Below are 15,317 nucleotides of genomic sequence, written 5' to 3'. Positions count from 1 at the left end.
TATGAAGGAAGAAGAGTTGATAGAACAAATGAAAAATGGCAATAATATAGCCTTTGCTGCATTGTATGATTATTATTGTCAGAAGGTCTACAATTTTACCAAACTTTATGTAACTTCTTCTGATACTGTTGCTGAAATCGTGCAGGATGTTTTTGTGAAATTCTGGGAAGCACGCCACTTATTGGATAACAACAAGAAGGTGGAGGGCTTTTTGTTTGTTATTACCCGGAATATCATTTTTAATAAAGCCCGCAGCAGGATGCGCGAAGATATGTTCAAAATGACGATACTACGTTCCATAGAGAACGAAGAACCGTATAATCAGGAAGACCAAATGGTGGCTGAGGATTTAAAAGAATATATCGACCGGTTAATTGCCGTGTTACCTAAAAGGCAACGTGAGATATTCTTGATGAGCAGGGAGGAGAACATGACTTATCGGGAGATTGCCGCTCGATGCGGTATCGGTGAAAAAGCCGTAGAACGGCATATTCACCTTACCTTGAAATTCTTGAAAAAGAATCTTCTTTTATTCATCTTGTTTTCCATGCTCCCCGAGTGAAATCCGGTATCTCTACCGGTATGCTTCCATTCAATACCGACTTCTCGCTTAATTCTGTGATGCAGGACCATTCGGCGGCATCGTATACATCCATGTCAAGAGGAAGACCGTTGCGTAGACAGTATATCAGTCGGTAATCCATCACGTAGTTCATTTCGTTTGGCAAACCTCTGCGATGTGCTTCTTCGCCGATAGTGGCGCTGAAAGGATGTTTATAGCGGGATAATACTTCTTCCAGTGCTTTTCCTTCAAGAGGAGTGTCTCCGTTGGGCTCCAGTGCGATGCAAGGCACGGGGTATTTTTGTGCAAAACCAAGAGTACCGCATACGGTTTGCAGGCGGCTGTAAGGCCGGGGCGTGCATACATCATATTGCAGCATGATTGTTTTTCCCTTCGCGGTATGGATCAGGGTCGTGTTGACATCTCCCAATTTATATTCCTGTCTGGCTTCCGGTGAGTCTTTGCCGAACTTTTTCCGGGCGTATTCGCTCATGCCTGCTTGGTGGGTGGACATTGAAACGAGGTATTCCATTTTATCGCCCCGGTGAATGTCAAGTATCTGGCAGGCAGGTCCCAGACCGTGAGTGGGATAGGGATTACCCGTATGTTCGATGCTATATCTTTTCCCCCAGTGGTTGTGGTAACCTCCTTCGCTTTCTTCGGCAAAATACATGGAACGCAGGTCGTGTATATAAGCTCCCTCCACGTGCATGATAGTTCCGAGTATTCCTTGGCGGGCCATATTGAGAGTTGTTAGTGCAAATGGATCGTAGCAACAGTTTTCCAGCATGATACAGTGTCGTCTTGTCTTTTCGGCGGTATCAACCAGTTGCCAGCATTCTTCCACGCTCATGGCTGCCGGGACCTCAATGGCTACGTGTTTGTTGCATTCCATGGCAAAGGTTGCCATAGCTGTATGCATTAGCCAGTCGGTGCAGATAAAAACAATATCCAGTTCATCATGCTCGCACATATTTTTCCAGCCTTCCGGTCCGGTGTATCCGGTGGCTCCGGGACGATTGTTTTCCTTTAGTAGTTGTTGGGCTTTGGCCAGGTTTCCTTCTCTGATTTCACAAAGAGCGTTGATTTCTATTCCTTCAATTTGCAGATAACGTTGCAGGGTGAGCAATCCGCGATTGCCCAATCCTATGATTCCGATACGGACAACAGGAATAGGAGGGTGCGATAGTTGAAGCACGTGTGATTGTGTCGGAGAATCTTTCATAATCTTAAAGGTCTAAAGTAATAGAAAAAAAGAGAATCTAATTTCTCAGATTCTCTTTAGAGAGCGGAAGACGGGGCTCAAACCCGCGACCCTCAGCTTGGAAGGCTAATGCTCTCGCAATTTTTGTGGGCAAAGATGGATTCGAACCACCGAAGTCGAAAGACAGCAGATTTACAGTCTGCCCCATTTGGCCACTCTGGTATTTGCCCTTTTTGCTTTTGAGGAGGTTTGTTTCTTTTCTCAATTGCGGTGCAAAGATACAACTATTTATTTAAACTCCAAACAAAATCAATCATTTTTATTGCAGTAATTGCACATTCGTCTCCTTTGTTACCTAGTTTGCCACCGGCGCGATCCTCTGCTTGCTCCATTGTATTTGTAGTAATTAATCCGTAAATAACTGGTATATCGCCAGTTGCGTTTAATTCGGTAATTCCTTGAGTGGCTCCCATGCAAACATAATCAAAATGTGGAGTATCTCCTTTAATTACGCAACCAATTGCAATAATTGCATCAACATCGCAATTTTCCATCATTTGGTTGGCGCCGAAAGTTAGTTCGAAACTTCCCGGTACGGTTTTTACCAGAATATTTTCATCTTTTGCTCCATGTTTTTTTAATGTATCAACTGCGCCTTTCAGTAAAGCACCCGTAATGTTGAAGTTCCATTCGGATACAACGATTCCGAATTTCATGCCTTCGGCGTTTGGAACTGAATTGAAATCGTATTCGGATAGATTATGGTAAGCTGTTGCCATAGTAAATTATAAATTGAGAATTAAAAATTGAAAATCAAGAATCCGGAGAGGTCAAGAAAAAAGGCACGGATTACATGGATTTCACGGTTCTGAAATAATCCGCAATCCGGTGTAATCCGTGTCTCAATCTCTTATATATATAAGATCTATTATTTCTTCATCAACTTAGCCTGTTCGATGTATTTGTCGATGTCCATGGCTTGGTAAGATTGGAAGTATTTATCCTTAATCTTAGTGTAAGCGTCAACAGCGTCATCATACTTGCCTTGTTTCACCAGAATCTCTCCGGCTTGCATCAGGAAGATCGGACTCAGTGTATTGTTGTCGGCTTTGTCAGCAGCAGACATCAATGTAGAGGCTGCTTTGTCCAATTGACCGAGTTGTGCGTAGCAGTTTCCTGCAGCACCCAAAATTGCCGGAGCAACCATTTGATCTTTTCCGTTAAAGCTATCCAGCATTTTAACAGCTTCTTCATATTCGCCAAGTTGTGCGTAGCAAATACCTGCATAAGCTTTGGCCAAGTTAGCGGCTTTAGTTCCGCTGAAATCGTCTGCTACTTTCAGGAAACCGACAAAACCGATGCTGTCACCGTTCAGTGCTTGTTCGTAAGCATCCTGTTCAAAGTATTCCTGTCCTTTGAAAAGAGCCGCTTGCGCTTTTTCTTCACGAGGTTCAGCATAGAGGTTCTTGTACATGATAAAACCTGCTACAATGATAATCACAGCAACAACACCGCCGATGATTGCGTTTTTGTACTTGATAAGAAATGCTTCCGATTGTGTCAGTGCATCTTCTACGTTCAGATGTTCGTTCTGATTCTTTTGTTCTGCCATTTTTATATGATTCTTTTTGTTATTATTCGCTATTTGATATTTCGACTCGCAAAAGTAGTTTTTTTATATCTACAAACGAAATTTAGAGGCATCTTTTTTTGTTTTACACCCGAAAACCACGAAAATCTTGCTACTTTTGTGAACAAATTAAGGTGTACACAATGATACTGAAACGGATATCCATATTAAATTATAAGAATCTGGAAGAGGTGGAGATTGATTTTTCCGCCAAACTGAATTGTTTTTTCGGCCAAAACGGTATGGGGAAAACGAACCTGTTGGATGCGGTGTATTTCTTGTCTTTCTGCAAAAGTTCCGGCAATCCGATTGATTCTCAGAATATTCGTCACGAACAGGACTTCTTTGTCATTCAGGGCTTTTATGAAGCAGAGGACGGAACTCCCGAGGAGATTTATTGCGGGATGAAGCGCCGTTCGAAAAAGCAGTTCAAGCGAAATAAGAAAGAGTACGGTCGTTTTTCGGACCATATCGGTTTCTTGCCTTTGGTCATGGTTTCGCCCGCCGATTCCGAACTGATTGCAGGGGGGAGTGAGGAACGCCGCCGTTTTATGGATGTGGTGATTTCTCAGTATGATAAAGAATATCTGGATGCGCTGATACGATATAATAAAGCGTTGGCACAACGTAATACGTTGTTGAAAAGTGAGTTTCCGGTCGAGGAGGAGTTGTTTTTGGTTTGGGAGGAGATGATGGCGCAGGCTGGGGAAGTGGTGTTCCGGAAACGGGAAGCGTTTATCAAAGAGTTCATTCCTATTTTCCAGTCGTTCTATTCCTTTATTTCTCAGGATAAGGAGTCGGTGGGATTGTCTTATGAATCTCATGCGAGGGATACTTCTTTGCTGGATGTGCTGAAGCAGAGCCGGGAGCGGGATAAGATTATGGGATTTTCTTTGCGCGGTATTCATAAGGATGAACTGAATATGTTGCTGGGTGAGTTTCCTATTAAAAAGGAGGGTTCGCAGGGGCAGAATAAAACATATCTGGTTGCGTTAAAGTTGGCACAGTTCGATTTTCTGAAACGTACGGGTAGAACGGTTCCTTTATTGTTGTTAGACGATATCTTTGATAAATTGGATGCCTCGCGCGTGGAACAGATTGTCAAACTGGTGGCGGGAGACAGTTTCGGACAAATATTTATTACGGATACGAACCGAGAGCATCTGGACCGCATCTTGCATAAGGTGGGCAGTGATTACAAGATTTTCTGTGTGGAACAGGGAGTTGTCCGTGAAATGGAGGCAGAACAATGAAACGTAATGATGCGGAACCAATAGGTAAATTAATACAGCAGTTTCTTCGACAGGAGAGTCTGGAATCTCCATTGAACGAACAAAGATTACTGGATGCATGGCCGCAGATATTGGGGCCGGCTGCCAATTATACCAGCAATCTTTATATTCGTAACCAGACCTTATATGTGCATCTTACTTCTGCCGCTCTTCGTCAGGAGTTGATGATGGGGCGTGAGAAGTTGGTGCGTGCCTTGAACCAGAAAGTCGGTGCTACTGTAATAACTAATATCATTTTTCGCTGAGGAAGGGGATTCTGTCTATTACCTTTATTCCCAGTGCCCGGAGTCTTTCGTTTGCACGGTCGTAATAAAACGGGGTTTCCAGATATTGATTATTGTGGGCGTCTACTCCGATGATAGCGGTACATCCTTCGGCTGCTGCTATCTTCCAAAAATCCGGATGGGGAATGGTCGTAATCTTGTGCGCGTCGTTATAATCTTCGTAGCCGATGTTGTATTCCAATGGGAGGTTTAACCGTGCGGCAGTCCGGCAAATATGTCTGCTGATTAATTTGCAGTGACGGTCGAATTCCGGATAAGAACGCATAAATAAGTCCGGATGAGCAAAGTAGGCAAACAGTCCGCTTTCCATTCCTTCAATGGCACTCTCCTCATAGAGTTCGAGCATATCTACCGTTTTGGTATTTCTACCGAAATAAGGAAACTTCTCGTCTGTATGGAAGTGATGGTTTCCGAAGATGATGTAATCCAGTTTAAATTCTCGAATGACTTCTTTCAGCCAATGAAGGTAGTCGGGAAAGTATTCGCATTCCAATCCTATTTTCAGGTTGATCCGGTCTTTATACTTTTCTTGTAACGAGCGGAGGCTTTCTACGTAATCCGGCAGTTCCTCTGGAGTCATGCGGATATCTGAAATGTAGTTAGTATGATATTTCCAGGGAGTATGGTCTGAAAACCCCAGTTCCTGATAGCCGCCTTTAATGGCGCTTAAAACAAATTCTTCGTCACTCCCTGTCGCATGAAGGCAGCGGGTGGTATGGGTGTGATAATTCGTTCTCATTTGTCGTTATAATTATGTCCATGCGGATATCGAATGATTCTGCCGGGACTTCTTCTACTAATTGAAAAGGAAAGCAGATACCAGCTTTGCAGGCTGAGGGGATACGTGGCAAAAGGCGGTCATAATAGCCTTTTCCGCGTCCGAGACGATTACCTTTCCGGTCGAAAGCTACTCCCGGGACGGCGATAAAGTCTATGGCTGCATAGTCGGTAAACACCTCTCCGGTCGGTTCTTCTATTCCGTAGCTACCGGTTGTCATGTCGTCCGGGCCGGTGTATATACGCAGTTCCAGATCATCGCCTACGACAACCGGAAGCAATATTCGTTTTTCACTGCTCCATTTTTTGATAAATGTATGTGTATCCACTTCGTCTCCGAGAGAGTGGTAGAGCAATATGGTATTTGCCGCCCTGAAAGCCGGGTGGGCTTCGAGGGCGGCAAGTATTTTAGCTGATTGAAGCTTCCGCATAGTCGAAGTACAGAGTTGGGTCTTCAACGATGCGATATGCTTGCGCAGTTCTTTTTTTCTTTTCATTCTTTTTGTCCTTAGTATCTTCTTCTTCCACTGCTACCGGAGCTTTCGGGAATGCTTCTCCTTTCTCGAGTATCTCGATACCCTTATTGACAGTAGCGTCTGTCTTGTTAAAATATTGGAGGTAGGCTTCCAGCCCCAACATATTGTAGATGATGTTGCCATAGATATTTTTCTCCAATAACTTGTAGGACTTTTGGATGAGGATATTTCTTCTTTTCAATCCCTTACTTTCAGCAAAGCGGACAAACTGTTCTACCAGACCCTGGTGGCGGAGATAATTTAGTAGTTCTTCTTCCGTTTCATACTGGCTGAGTTTTTTCCGGTTGTTGTCGGTGTATTGGAATGTGAACTGAATGGTTAATCCACGATTGATAGCCGTAGAAAGATATGAGGTGACACCTGTGGTATCCTGCGGCACGAATATATCCGGCATAATGCCACCGCCACCATACACAGGACGTCCGAGGCTGGTGTAATAAAGTTCGTTTTCATTTTGCTTGATACTGTCGCGTGAGAAGAATTCACCGTGTTCGTAACGGTTGAATAAATCCAGTTCGTAATTACGGTCTTTTCCGCTTTCGTAGGGGCGTTGGATACAACGTCCTGCGGGGGTATAATAACGGGCGATAGTCAGGCGGATAGCTGAACCGTCGCTGAAGTCGATAGGCTGTTGCACGAGACCCTTACCGAAGGAACGGCGTCCTACTACCGTACCACGGTCGTTGTCCTGAATAGCTCCGGTAAAGATTTCGCTGGCAGAAGCCGAACCTTCATCGATCAATACGACAAGCGGCATCTTTTGACAGCTTCCTGTACCGTTGGCAAATTCTTCTGCGCGAGGATATTTGCGTCCCTGAGTATATACAATCAGTTTTCCTTCCGGCAGGAATTCGTTAACCATGCGGATAGCTGCTTCCATGTATCCGCCTGTATTGCCGCGAAGGTCGATAATCAGGCCTTTACATTTCTTGTGGTTCAGTTGCGCTAAAGCATTGAGAAGTTCCACATGGCTGGTACGTCCGAACTTACTTACTTTGACATAACCGATTTCGTCATTTAACATATAAGCAGCGTCGACAGTGTTTTGAGGAATGTCTCCGCGTGTGATTGTAAAACTTAATAAGTCTTTTTCTCCCATGCGTTTCACTCCTAACTTCACTTGAGAACCTTTCGGTCCCTTTAGTGTGCGCATAGCCCGTTCGTTGGTTACTTTTTTACCGACAAACAAGCTGTCGTCTACGGTGACGATGCGGTCACCTGCCATTAGTCCTACTTTCTCGGAAGGACCGCCCTGAATGACGGCATTGACGTGTATTGTATCGTTCTGTATCGTAAACTGGATACCGATTCCGCTAAAACTGCCTTCCAACTCCGAATTTACTTCTTCGAGGTTCTGGGCGGGGATATATGTTGAATGCGGATCTAGTTCGGCCAGAATCTGAGGCATGGCTTTTTCCACAAGATCGGTCATGTTTACGGTGTCTACGTATTGGTCGTCTACGATTCGCAGCAATGCATTCAGCTTGTTAGAGGAACCGTTGATGATACCCAAACGATTGCCGGCAAAATGCTTGGCATAAAATGTGCCGATAAGAATCCCGATTACCACGCTGATAGCTATGATGACAGGTGTAAAACGTGAAGAGTTTTTTGTACTCATGTCTATTCCTTTTTTTAAAAGTTCGTCTTATTATTTATTTGGAGCGGTTTCATCCAGTTCTGTATAGATGACTTCAACTCCAGCCCGTTTTAGTAGTTCTATTCCATCTTCGAGGCGGTAATGTTCGGAGTAAACGACTCGTTTGATTCCCGCCTGTATGATTAATTTTGCACATTCAATGCAAGGGGAAGCTGTGACATACATGGTAGCACCGTCGCTGCTGTTGTTTGAACGGGCTATTTTGGTAATGGCATTTGCTTCTGCGTGCAATACATACGGTTTTGTCAGATTATTCTCATCTTCGCATACATTTTCGAAACCGGAAGGGGTTCCGTTGTATCCATCGGAAATAATCATCTTGTCCTTAACGATTAAGGCGCCTACTTTACGACGTTGGCAATAGGAGTTCTCTGCCCATATGCTCGCCATACGTATGTAACGTTTGTCAAGTTCTGATTGTTTCTTTTCAGTGTCCATGTTTCTTAACTAATTACCACTAACTACACGGAAAACCATACGGAATGTCTGAGTGTTAGATTGAGGTTTATATAAAAGGTATAAGTTGTTCTCATCTCCTTCGTAAGATGTTGCGTTGTTCAGGCCTTCAAGAAAGTTCTTGGCGAGTGCATCTCCACCATTGTTTCCTTCTACAGTTGCTTCGAATTTATTATTCTTACCATTGGCACTCCATGTACCTTCAAAGTTGCCGGTGGTAGTAATTACTGTTCCCTTTATATTTCCTTTTATGATATCGCCTTCAACCGTACCCTCAAATATGACGTTGTATGTACCATTCTTGTTAAGTTCTTCATAAATCTTTGTTTTTTGAGCTTCATTTTCCCAAAAAGGAAACATATCATGTCCGCCATCCACAGTGATGTAATTTAGTTTCCAAGTTTTCCCGGTAAAGATAGCAGCCACATCATCCGAATCATTACATCCGGTGAATAGAGGGAGCAATAGCAACAGCCCAAGTATTTTACTTATATTTCTCATCATCAATCTCTTTAATACTTATTATTAATTTTTTATCCCGTTTCTGATTAATAAAGCGTCAATGGTCGGTTCTTGTCCACGGAAGCGTTTGTAAAGTACCATTGGATGTTCTGTCCCTCCTTTCGACAAAATATTATTGCGGAATGATTCGGCGACGTCCTGATTGAATATCCCTTTTTGTTTGAAAAGCGAGAAAGCGTCTGCATCCAGTACCTCTGCCCATTTATAACTATAATATCCGGCTGAATATCCGCCTGCAAAGATATGAGAAAACTGTGTACTCATACAGGTTTCTTTCACTACCGGCAATATTTGTGCCTTTTTCCATGCCTCTTGTTCGTAGACCTTCACGTCTCCTTCGAAAGGTACGTTACGTGTGTACCACGCCATATCAAGTAAGCCGAAACTGATTTGGCGGAGGCAGGCGTAGGCTACATTGAAGTTTGAAGCATCCACAAGACGTTGAATTAATTCATCCGGCAGTACTTCTCCGGTCTGATAATGACGGGCAAAGGTGTTGAGAAAATCTTTCTCTATGGCGAAGTTTTCCATAATCTGTGAAGGAAGTTCCACAAAGTCCCAATATACATTAGTCCCGCTTAAACTCTTATATGTAGAGTTGGCAAACATACCATGCAGGCTGTGACCGAATTCATGCAAGAATGTCTCTACTTCATTGAAAGTCAACAAAGCCGGCTTGTTCTCGGTCGGCTTGGTGAAATTCATGACGACGGATATATGTGGACGGCTGTTTTCACCGGTCTTTTTATCTATCCATTGTTCTTTGTAACTTGTCATCCAGGCACCGGCACGTTTCCCAAGACGGGGATGGAAGTCCGTATATAAGATAGCTAAAAACTGCCCATCCTTATCAAACACTTCGTAGGCCTCTACTTCTTTGTGATAAACCGGAATTTCTGTATTCTTCCGGAAAGTAATTCCGTATAGTTTCTCTGCCAATCCGAACACCCCTTTTTTTACTTGTTCGAGCTCAAAGTAGGGGCGAAGCATTTCTTCGTTAATATTGAATTTCTTATCTTTCAGTTTGTTTGAGTAATAGCTCCAGTCCCATGGCATTAAAATGAAGTCATTTCCTTGTTCCAGACGTGCTAGTTCCTGTACATCCTTATATTCCGCTTCGGCTGTGGGAGTGTAAGCTTCCAATAACTGATTGAGAAGTTTGTATACAGCTCTGCTGCTTTCAGCCATTCTCCTCTTTAATGTATATTCCGCATAGTCCTTGTATCCTAGCAGTTGAGCTATCTTCATGCGTGTATTGGCTATCTTCTTTACGATATCGATATTGTTGAATTCGTTATCGTGGGTACACTTGGTATTGTAAGCCATATATAGTCTATGACGTAAATCGCGGTTGTCAGCATAAGTCATAAAGGGAACATAACTTGGGGCGTGCAGGGTGAAGGCCCAGCCTTTTTTCCCTTCGCTTTTGGCTGTTTCGGCAGCAGCTTCTACGATAATCTCCGGTAGTCCGGCAAGGCTTTCTTTTTTTGTCAGCAGCATTTGATAGCTGTTAGTCTCTTTCAGGTTGTTTTCGCTGAAGTCAAGTGTCAACTTACTCAATTCGGTGGTCAGCTTGCGGTATTCTTCTCTCGCTTCCCCTTCCAGATTGGCACCGTGTCGTACAAAGCTGTTGTATGCGTTTTCAAGCAACTGACTTTGTTCCTGTGTCAGTTGTAAAGTCTCTTTTTGATCGTACACTTCTTTCACGCGGGCGAATAGCTTTTCATTCAGCGTGATATTATTGCTGTGCTCACTAAGCAACGGCATAATCTTTTGAGCCAGTTCTTGCAGGTCGTCGTTCGTTTCGGCACTAAGCATATTGCCGAAGACTGAAACCACTCTATCCAGTAATTCACCCGATTCTTCGAATGCTTCGATTGTATTATTGAAGTTCGCTTTTTCCGGATTTAGTATGATAGCATCTATTTCCGCATTCTGTTGCTTGATACCTTCGAGGATCGCAGGCTCGTAATGCTCTGTTTTAATCCGGTCAAAGGGCACGGTTGCGTGCGGTGTCTGGTATTGCCCGAAGAAAGGATTTTGGGCATTTGTTATATTGTTCATAGTGCAAACAAGTATCAATGTTATTAATAATCTCTCCATAGAACTACAAAACTACTAAAATTGTAGCTTATTCAACGGATAACAGCTTGCTTTTTAACAATATATAAAATGAAATGTATAAAAAAACCGCTACGGTTTCCCGCAGCGGTTTTCTATATTATTCAGGCTTCTAATTAAGCGTTAACTGATGCCATGTGAGCGATCAAGTCAAGAACTTTGTTAGAGTAGCCGATTTCGTTGTCATACCAAGATACAACTTTAACGAATGTATCAGTCAAAGCAATACCAGCTTTTGCATCGAAGATAGAAGTACGAGTGTCACCCAAGAAGTCAGAAGAAACAACTGCATCTTCAGTGTAACCCAGGATACCTTTCAATTCGCCTTCAGAAGCTTCTTTCATTGCAGCGCAGATTTCAGCGTAAGTAGCCGGTTTAGCCAAGTTAACTGTCAAGTCAACTACAGATACGTCCGCCGGAAGCAGCACGACCACCTCTCCAGTCTTTCATAGAAGGACCGTCAACTGTTTTCTGAGTAGCAGTTGTAGAGTGAACAGTAGTCATCAAACCGTCAAGGATACCGAACTTGTCATTCAATACTTTAGCGATAGGAGCCAGACAGTTAGTTGTACAAGAAGCGTTAGATACAAACTGAGTACCTTTGACATATGTTTTTTCGTTTACACCACAAACGAACATCGGAGTATCATCTTTAGAAGGAGCTGACATTACAACATATTTTGCACCAGCTTCGATATGAGCCTGAGCTTTGTCTTTGCTCAAGAACAAACCTGTAGATTCAACAACGTATTCAGCACCTACAGCATCCCATTTCAAGTCAGCCGGGTTTCTTTCAGCAGTGATACGGATAGATTGACCGTTAACGATCAATTTGCTGTTTTCAACATCTGCTTCGATAGTACCGTCGAATTGACCGTGCATAGTGTCATACTTCAACATATAAGCCAAGTAGTCAACCGGGCAAAGGTCGTTGATACCTACGATTTGAATATCGTTTCTTTTCATTGCAGCGCGGAAAACGAAACGTCCGATACGTCCGAATCCATTAATACCTACTTTAATCATTTTGTTTAAACTTTTAAGGGTTTTATAATATTTGCGGTGCAAAATTACGAAAATGTTTTTATATTCGCATATTAAATTCACATTAAATATTGAAAAAAGATGGGAAAGAACACATTTTTACAGGACTTTAAGGCGTTTGCCATGAAAGGAAACGTCATAGACATGGCTGTCGGTGTAGTTATTGGTGGTGCGTTTGGAAAAATCGTATCATCATTGGTTGCTAATGTAATTATGCCTCCGATTGGTTTACTGGTTGGTGGTGTGAACTTTACGGATTTGAAATGGGTAATGAAAGCGGCTGAAATCGGAGCTGATGGTAAAGAGATTGCTCCTGCCGTTTCTTTGGATTACGGGCAGTTTCTGCAAGCGACTTTTGACTTTCTGATTATAGCCTTCTCCATATTCTTATTTATACGTCTGATTACGAAATTGACTACAAAGAAAAATGAGGAAGCTCCGGCAGCGCCTCCCGCTCCTCCTGCACCTACCAAAGAAGAAGTGTTGTTGACGGAGATTCGTGATTTACTGAAAGAGAAGAATTAATAACGGCTGGGTCCTATAAACATTATTTCTTTATTGGGCCGGTTATACTTCTAACTAGTTGTCTTGCCACATTCGGGTAGTTTCAGCTATCAGTATTTGTCTGATGAGGAAACCCGGATGTGGCAAATTTGATTTATAGTCCGATCGGTTCTACCTGATATCCTTTTTCAAGTAAAAGCGCGATTAATCCGTCTTTGCCCGGAAGGTGGCGGACGCCTACGGCGATGAAGGTGGGCTGGGCTTTCATCAGTTCGGGTATCTTGTTCATCCAATTCAGATTTCTGCGCTTTAACAAATCCTCCCGTATTCGTTTCCCTATTTCTGTTAATTTCGGTGAGGTTCGGAAGATCGAATCTACTTTCACTTCAAAATCTATCAGGCTTTTCATGTTTTGAGTACGATACACATCTGAAAGGGTATTGACGAAAGATAAAGGTGAAATTTCGTCATCTTCCCGTAGATCTGATATTAATTCGTCAGCTTCTTTCTTTAGATTACTTTTTTCTGATACAAAGGCGTCGAATATGCCCTCCAAGCCGACAATTGTGAGGCCTTTCTCTTTTGCTTTTTTTTCTAAAGCTATGTCCATAACTTGAGATTTCATACTATCAATCCGACTTTGGGAGTATCCTGTGTCTACCAATTTCTTACCTTTTTCTATCTCTCCTAAAATAAGGGCTAAGAAATTAGGCTTTATATACACCTTATTTAAAGGAGATTTTAAACTTTGACGTACTATGGAATCGAGAAAATGAAAATCTTCTTTATTTAATAAGTCGGCATAGGTTGTGTCTTTAGGTAGTTTTATAGCGGCTCCGACCTGAGCAGGGGTTGGTTTGGACGTTGTTTCGCTTTCTCCGGTGAATTGGCTACAAGCGTTAAAGGCTTGGTGGAGTTCGGGAATACTGTCGGTATATTGATATAGTATGTCGTATGTACCATGATATGTTCCGAACAGATAAGAGGGATGCGAAAGACCGTTGCCTGAAATTTTCCATAACCAACCGCCTTCCGGTCGCTGTTTCGCAGTGGAAGTACAGGTGATAAAGATTGCAATGGTAAGAAATGCCAGGAATAGTTGATTGAATTTTTGCATAGCTATTATGATTATAATATTTATAAATCTTATTATAGTACGTCTCCGCCTTTGGGGGTGGGACAAATTTGTGGAATGTTTAGTAACGGACAATGAATGCATTGTTCTGCATTTTTACATGTTCCGCTTAGTTTTATTTTATTCTGGATACGCTGTCTGCGTTTTTTTACGGCATCGTAATTTTTACCTAGTAGGTTGGCAATCTCTTTTAGAGATACTTTCTCGAATATCAGGATACAGATAAAAATCTCGTAAGACGACAACTGGATTGATTCCAGAAAACTTATCAATGGCTGGTTTATTTTTCGATAGAATCCTAGGATTTCGGTGTATTCATCGTATGAAGGTTCAGCAGGTTTTTGATTTTCCAATGTTTGCATCCGCTCGCGTAGGGAAGCGATAATGGCTTCTTGTGTCTGATTGCGGAAAGTAACATCCTGATTGACTTGTTCTATTTCCTGGAAAAGTGATCTCCAGTATGTACTTGCTTGTTTTTGCCTCTTGAACATAATAATAGCTACCGGAATTAAGAGGATAACTAATAGTACCAATCCCAGAATAATGAGTTGTTGCAGTTGTAGTTGCTGCAGCAAGATGTCGTGTTCAATCAATGATTGCGAAGGATTAGATTGCGTAATCTCGGTTATCATGATGTCTAAAAGTTTGGTATAAGAAATATGTAAAAAGAATAAATACAATAGTGGCTGCCAGATTGACTATCCATAGATCTCCTGTCATTGCTGAGTTTACCTGTTGGGGAAGGGGATGATAATAATTAGTCATGACATATGCCACGCTTGAGACTTGTAAAAGAATATGTGTTATCAGGCAAGTCCATAGGCTCCGGCTATATACATACAACCAGCCGAACCATAGTCCGTATATTAATCCTAGTACAGGTAATAAGGTCATGCACCCCCACACTACAGAATAAATTATTGCGGCTATTATAATTGATTTTCGGATGCCATATTCTGTCAGTAGTCCTCTTAGAATGATTCCTCTAAAAATGACTTCTATTATAAAAGGCATGAGTATTGCGCTGATAAAAGGATAAATGTAAGCCTCGTTTGAGTCTTTTGTTCCAATTTCTGTGAATATCTTTTTGAGAAACTCCGGGAATGGTACGATTGAATAAATCAGTGCATGTACCCACGGAAGGCAGAGAGTTCCTCCTGCTGCAAGTAATAGTACCTTTATATTTGGTTTGTCAAAACGGAGTATGGAGCGGTCCATTGCTTTGGTTCGGAAAGCTATTGCCAGTATTGTTACTGTGCTTACATATAGTATAGTCGCACATAGATAGCTAGGTACGCCTGATATGATGCAGATAACTTGAACGATTACAGTCCACAGAATAAAGAAGACAGCTAGCCAAATAGATTGACGGCAATTGGGAAAAGTGAGTATTTCCATAGTTTTTAATTTAATGTAATTATATAGAAGACTAAAAACAGTGTTGCAAAGTAGTTTCTTTTTTGTGATAATACCAAATTGGTGGAAAAGTCTAAAGGGACAGGCATATATACATTAAAAAGCGTTGTATGAGCTGTACATAATGGCTTAAATGGTATTTGCGGGACAAAGATTAACTCATTTTAACTCAGT

Annotated in this window: 16 protein-coding genes, 1 tRNA gene and 1 pseudogene; 4 read left to right on the top strand and 14 right to left on the bottom strand. The window is 42.2% G+C overall.

The features are described 5' to 3' along the window. Position 1 precedes the first annotated feature (1 nt). Positions 2 to 562, top strand: a complete 561-nt coding sequence (locus tag BHV72_RS01980; RefSeq protein WP_032837987.1) for an RNA polymerase sigma factor — start codon at positions 2 to 4, stop codon at positions 560 to 562. On the opposite strand, the gene BHV72_RS01975 is transcribed toward BHV72_RS01980, so the two are convergent. From BHV72_RS01975 to BHV72_RS01960, 4 genes are all read right to left on the bottom strand, one after another. Then, positions 534 to 1,787, bottom strand: coding sequence for a Gfo/Idh/MocA family protein (locus tag BHV72_RS01975; protein WP_286853936.1), 1,254 nt, complete (start codon positions 1,785 to 1,787; stop codon positions 534 to 536). The genes BHV72_RS01980 and BHV72_RS01975 overlap by 29 nt on opposite strands. A 126-nt stretch (positions 1,788 to 1,913) precedes the next feature. Next, positions 1,914 to 1,996, bottom strand: a tRNA-Tyr gene (locus BHV72_RS01970). Between the two features lie 54 nt (positions 1,997 to 2,050). Further along, complete coding sequence (gene ribH / locus BHV72_RS01965; RefSeq protein ID WP_005677363.1) at positions 2,051 to 2,545, bottom strand: 6,7-dimethyl-8-ribityllumazine synthase; 495 nt, start codon at positions 2,543 to 2,545, stop codon at positions 2,051 to 2,053. A gap of 149 nt (positions 2,546 to 2,694) precedes the next feature. Further along, on the bottom strand, positions 2,695 to 3,378 hold the full coding sequence (locus BHV72_RS01960; RefSeq protein WP_286853933.1) for a tetratricopeptide repeat protein: 684 nt from the start codon (positions 3,376 to 3,378) through the stop codon (positions 2,695 to 2,697). 161 nt (positions 3,379 to 3,539) lie between these two features. Between BHV72_RS01960 and recF the strand changes: the two genes are divergently transcribed. Continuing rightward, the gene (recF, locus tag BHV72_RS01955) at positions 3,540 to 4,649 is read left to right on the top strand and encodes a DNA replication/repair protein RecF (RefSeq protein WP_005680074.1); all 1,110 of its coding nucleotides are present in this window, start codon (positions 3,540 to 3,542) and stop codon (positions 4,647 to 4,649) included. After that, positions 4,646 to 4,933: a DciA family protein gene (locus BHV72_RS01950; RefSeq protein WP_005680075.1), complete on the top strand. Its 288-nt coding sequence runs from the start codon at positions 4,646 to 4,648 to the stop codon at positions 4,931 to 4,933. Before recF ends, BHV72_RS01950 begins: the two co-directional genes overlap by 4 nt. Here the strand turns inward: BHV72_RS01950 and BHV72_RS01945 are convergent. The 7 genes and pseudogenes from BHV72_RS01945 to BHV72_RS01915 all read right to left on the bottom strand — a co-directional run bounded on the left by BHV72_RS01945 (position 4,920) and on the right by BHV72_RS01915 (position 12,070). Further along, positions 4,920 to 5,711, bottom strand: a complete 792-nt coding sequence (locus tag BHV72_RS01945; RefSeq protein WP_286853926.1) for a histidinol-phosphatase — start codon at positions 5,709 to 5,711, stop codon at positions 4,920 to 4,922. The genes BHV72_RS01950 and BHV72_RS01945 overlap by 14 nt on opposite strands. After that, entirely contained in the window at positions 5,656 to 6,246 is a 591-nt protein-coding gene (locus BHV72_RS01940; protein ID WP_085962114.1) for a 5-formyltetrahydrofolate cyclo-ligase, read from the bottom strand. Before BHV72_RS01940 ends, BHV72_RS01945 begins: the two co-directional genes overlap by 56 nt. After that, a complete protein-coding gene (locus BHV72_RS01935) occupies positions 6,158 to 7,906 on the bottom strand; it encodes a S41 family peptidase (protein WP_005677369.1) in 1,749 nt (582 codons plus the stop codon). The genes BHV72_RS01940 and BHV72_RS01935 overlap by 89 nt, the downstream gene beginning before the upstream one ends. A gap of 30 nt (positions 7,907 to 7,936) precedes the next feature. Continuing rightward, complete coding sequence (locus BHV72_RS01930; RefSeq protein ID WP_005677371.1) at positions 7,937 to 8,383, bottom strand: dCMP deaminase family protein; 447 nt, start codon at positions 8,381 to 8,383, stop codon at positions 7,937 to 7,939. A gap of 9 nt (positions 8,384 to 8,392) precedes the next feature. Continuing rightward, on the bottom strand, positions 8,393 to 8,905 hold the full coding sequence (locus BHV72_RS01925; RefSeq protein ID WP_122134339.1) for a DUF4847 family protein: 513 nt from the start codon (positions 8,903 to 8,905) through the stop codon (positions 8,393 to 8,395). Positions 8,906 to 8,926: 21 nt separating this feature from the next. Then, positions 8,927 to 10,987, bottom strand: coding sequence for a M3 family metallopeptidase (locus tag BHV72_RS01920; protein ID WP_286853920.1), 2,061 nt, complete (start codon positions 10,985 to 10,987; stop codon positions 8,927 to 8,929). A 173-nt stretch (positions 10,988 to 11,160) separates the two neighbouring features. After that, positions 11,161 to 12,070, bottom strand: a pseudogene (locus BHV72_RS01915) (type I glyceraldehyde-3-phosphate dehydrogenase). A 99-nt stretch (positions 12,071 to 12,169) separates the two neighbouring features. Here BHV72_RS01915 and mscL point away from each other — a divergent pair. Beyond that, positions 12,170 to 12,613 (top strand): large-conductance mechanosensitive channel protein MscL, encoded by a 444-nt coding sequence (mscL, locus tag BHV72_RS01910; protein ID WP_005680080.1) that lies wholly within the window; start codon positions 12,170 to 12,172, stop codon positions 12,611 to 12,613. 133 nt (positions 12,614 to 12,746) lie between these two features. Here the strand turns inward: mscL and BHV72_RS01905 are convergent, their stop codons facing one another. From BHV72_RS01905 to BHV72_RS01895, 3 genes are read right to left on the bottom strand one after another with little or no spacing between them, the layout of a single operon-like run. Continuing rightward, complete coding sequence (locus tag BHV72_RS01905) at positions 12,747 to 13,709, bottom strand: TraB/GumN family protein (RefSeq protein ID WP_286853907.1); 963 nt, start codon at positions 13,707 to 13,709, stop codon at positions 12,747 to 12,749. A gap of 32 nt (positions 13,710 to 13,741) precedes the next feature. Then, positions 13,742 to 14,359 carry a hypothetical protein gene (locus BHV72_RS01900; RefSeq protein ID WP_022041867.1) on the bottom strand — a complete coding sequence of 206 codons (618 nt, stop codon included), beginning with the start codon at positions 14,357 to 14,359 and terminating at the stop codon, positions 13,742 to 13,744. Next, positions 14,334 to 15,125 (bottom strand): CPBP family intramembrane glutamic endopeptidase, encoded by a 792-nt coding sequence (locus BHV72_RS01895; protein WP_055172823.1) that lies wholly within the window; start codon positions 15,123 to 15,125, stop codon positions 14,334 to 14,336. The genes BHV72_RS01900 and BHV72_RS01895 overlap by 26 nt, the downstream gene beginning before the upstream one ends. Positions 15,126 to 15,317 lie beyond the last annotated feature (192 nt).

Source organism: Bacteroides sp. 43_46, from assembly GCF_001915455.1.
Lineage (GTDB): Bacteria > Bacteroidota > Bacteroidia > Bacteroidales > Bacteroidaceae > Bacteroides > Bacteroides caccae.
Note: the sequence above shows the minus strand (reverse complement) of the source record. Positions and strands in the feature narration are given on the sequence as shown.

What these genes read in the sequence shown, in the direction of transcription:
- BHV72_RS01980 (WP_032837987.1), top strand. Translation starts at nt 2, where the DNA reads ATGAAGGAAGAAGAGTTGATAGAACAAATGAAAAATGGCAATAATATA.
- BHV72_RS01975 (WP_286853936.1), bottom strand. Translation starts at nt 1,787, where the DNA reads ATGAAAGATTCTCCGACACAATCACACGTGCTTCAACTATCGCACCCT.
- ribH (WP_005677363.1), bottom strand. Translation starts at nt 2,545, where the DNA reads ATGGCAACAGCTTACCATAATCTATCCGAATACGATTTCAATTCAGTT.
- BHV72_RS01960 (WP_286853933.1), bottom strand. Translation starts at nt 3,378, where the DNA reads ATGGCAGAACAAAAGAATCAGAACGAACATCTGAACGTAGAAGATGCA.
- recF (WP_005680074.1), top strand. Translation starts at nt 3,540, where the DNA reads ATGATACTGAAACGGATATCCATATTAAATTATAAGAATCTGGAAGAG.
- BHV72_RS01950 (WP_005680075.1), top strand. Translation starts at nt 4,646, where the DNA reads ATGAAACGTAATGATGCGGAACCAATAGGTAAATTAATACAGCAGTTT.
- BHV72_RS01945 (WP_286853926.1), bottom strand. Translation starts at nt 5,711, where the DNA reads ATGAGAACGAATTATCACACCCATACCACCCGCTGCCTTCATGCGACA.
- BHV72_RS01940 (WP_085962114.1), bottom strand. Translation starts at nt 6,246, where the DNA reads ATGAAAAGAAAAAAAGAACTGCGCAAGCATATCGCATCGTTGAAGACC.
- BHV72_RS01935 (WP_005677369.1), bottom strand. Translation starts at nt 7,906, where the DNA reads ATGAGTACAAAAAACTCTTCACGTTTTACACCTGTCATCATAGCTATC.
- BHV72_RS01930 (WP_005677371.1), bottom strand. Translation starts at nt 8,383, where the DNA reads ATGGACACTGAAAAGAAACAATCAGAACTTGACAAACGTTACATACGT.
- BHV72_RS01925 (WP_122134339.1), bottom strand. Translation starts at nt 8,905, where the DNA reads ATGATGAGAAATATAAGTAAAATACTTGGGCTGTTGCTATTGCTCCCT.
- BHV72_RS01920 (WP_286853920.1), bottom strand. Translation starts at nt 10,987, where the DNA reads ATGAACAATATAACAAATGCCCAAAATCCTTTCTTCGGGCAATACCAG.
- mscL (WP_005680080.1), top strand. Translation starts at nt 12,170, where the DNA reads ATGGGAAAGAACACATTTTTACAGGACTTTAAGGCGTTTGCCATGAAA.
- BHV72_RS01905 (WP_286853907.1), bottom strand. Translation starts at nt 13,709, where the DNA reads ATGCAAAAATTCAATCAACTATTCCTGGCATTTCTTACCATTGCAATC.
- BHV72_RS01900 (WP_022041867.1), bottom strand. Translation starts at nt 14,359, where the DNA reads ATGATAACCGAGATTACGCAATCTAATCCTTCGCAATCATTGATTGAA.
- BHV72_RS01895 (WP_055172823.1), bottom strand. Translation starts at nt 15,125, where the DNA reads ATGGAAATACTCACTTTTCCCAATTGCCGTCAATCTATTTGGCTAGCT.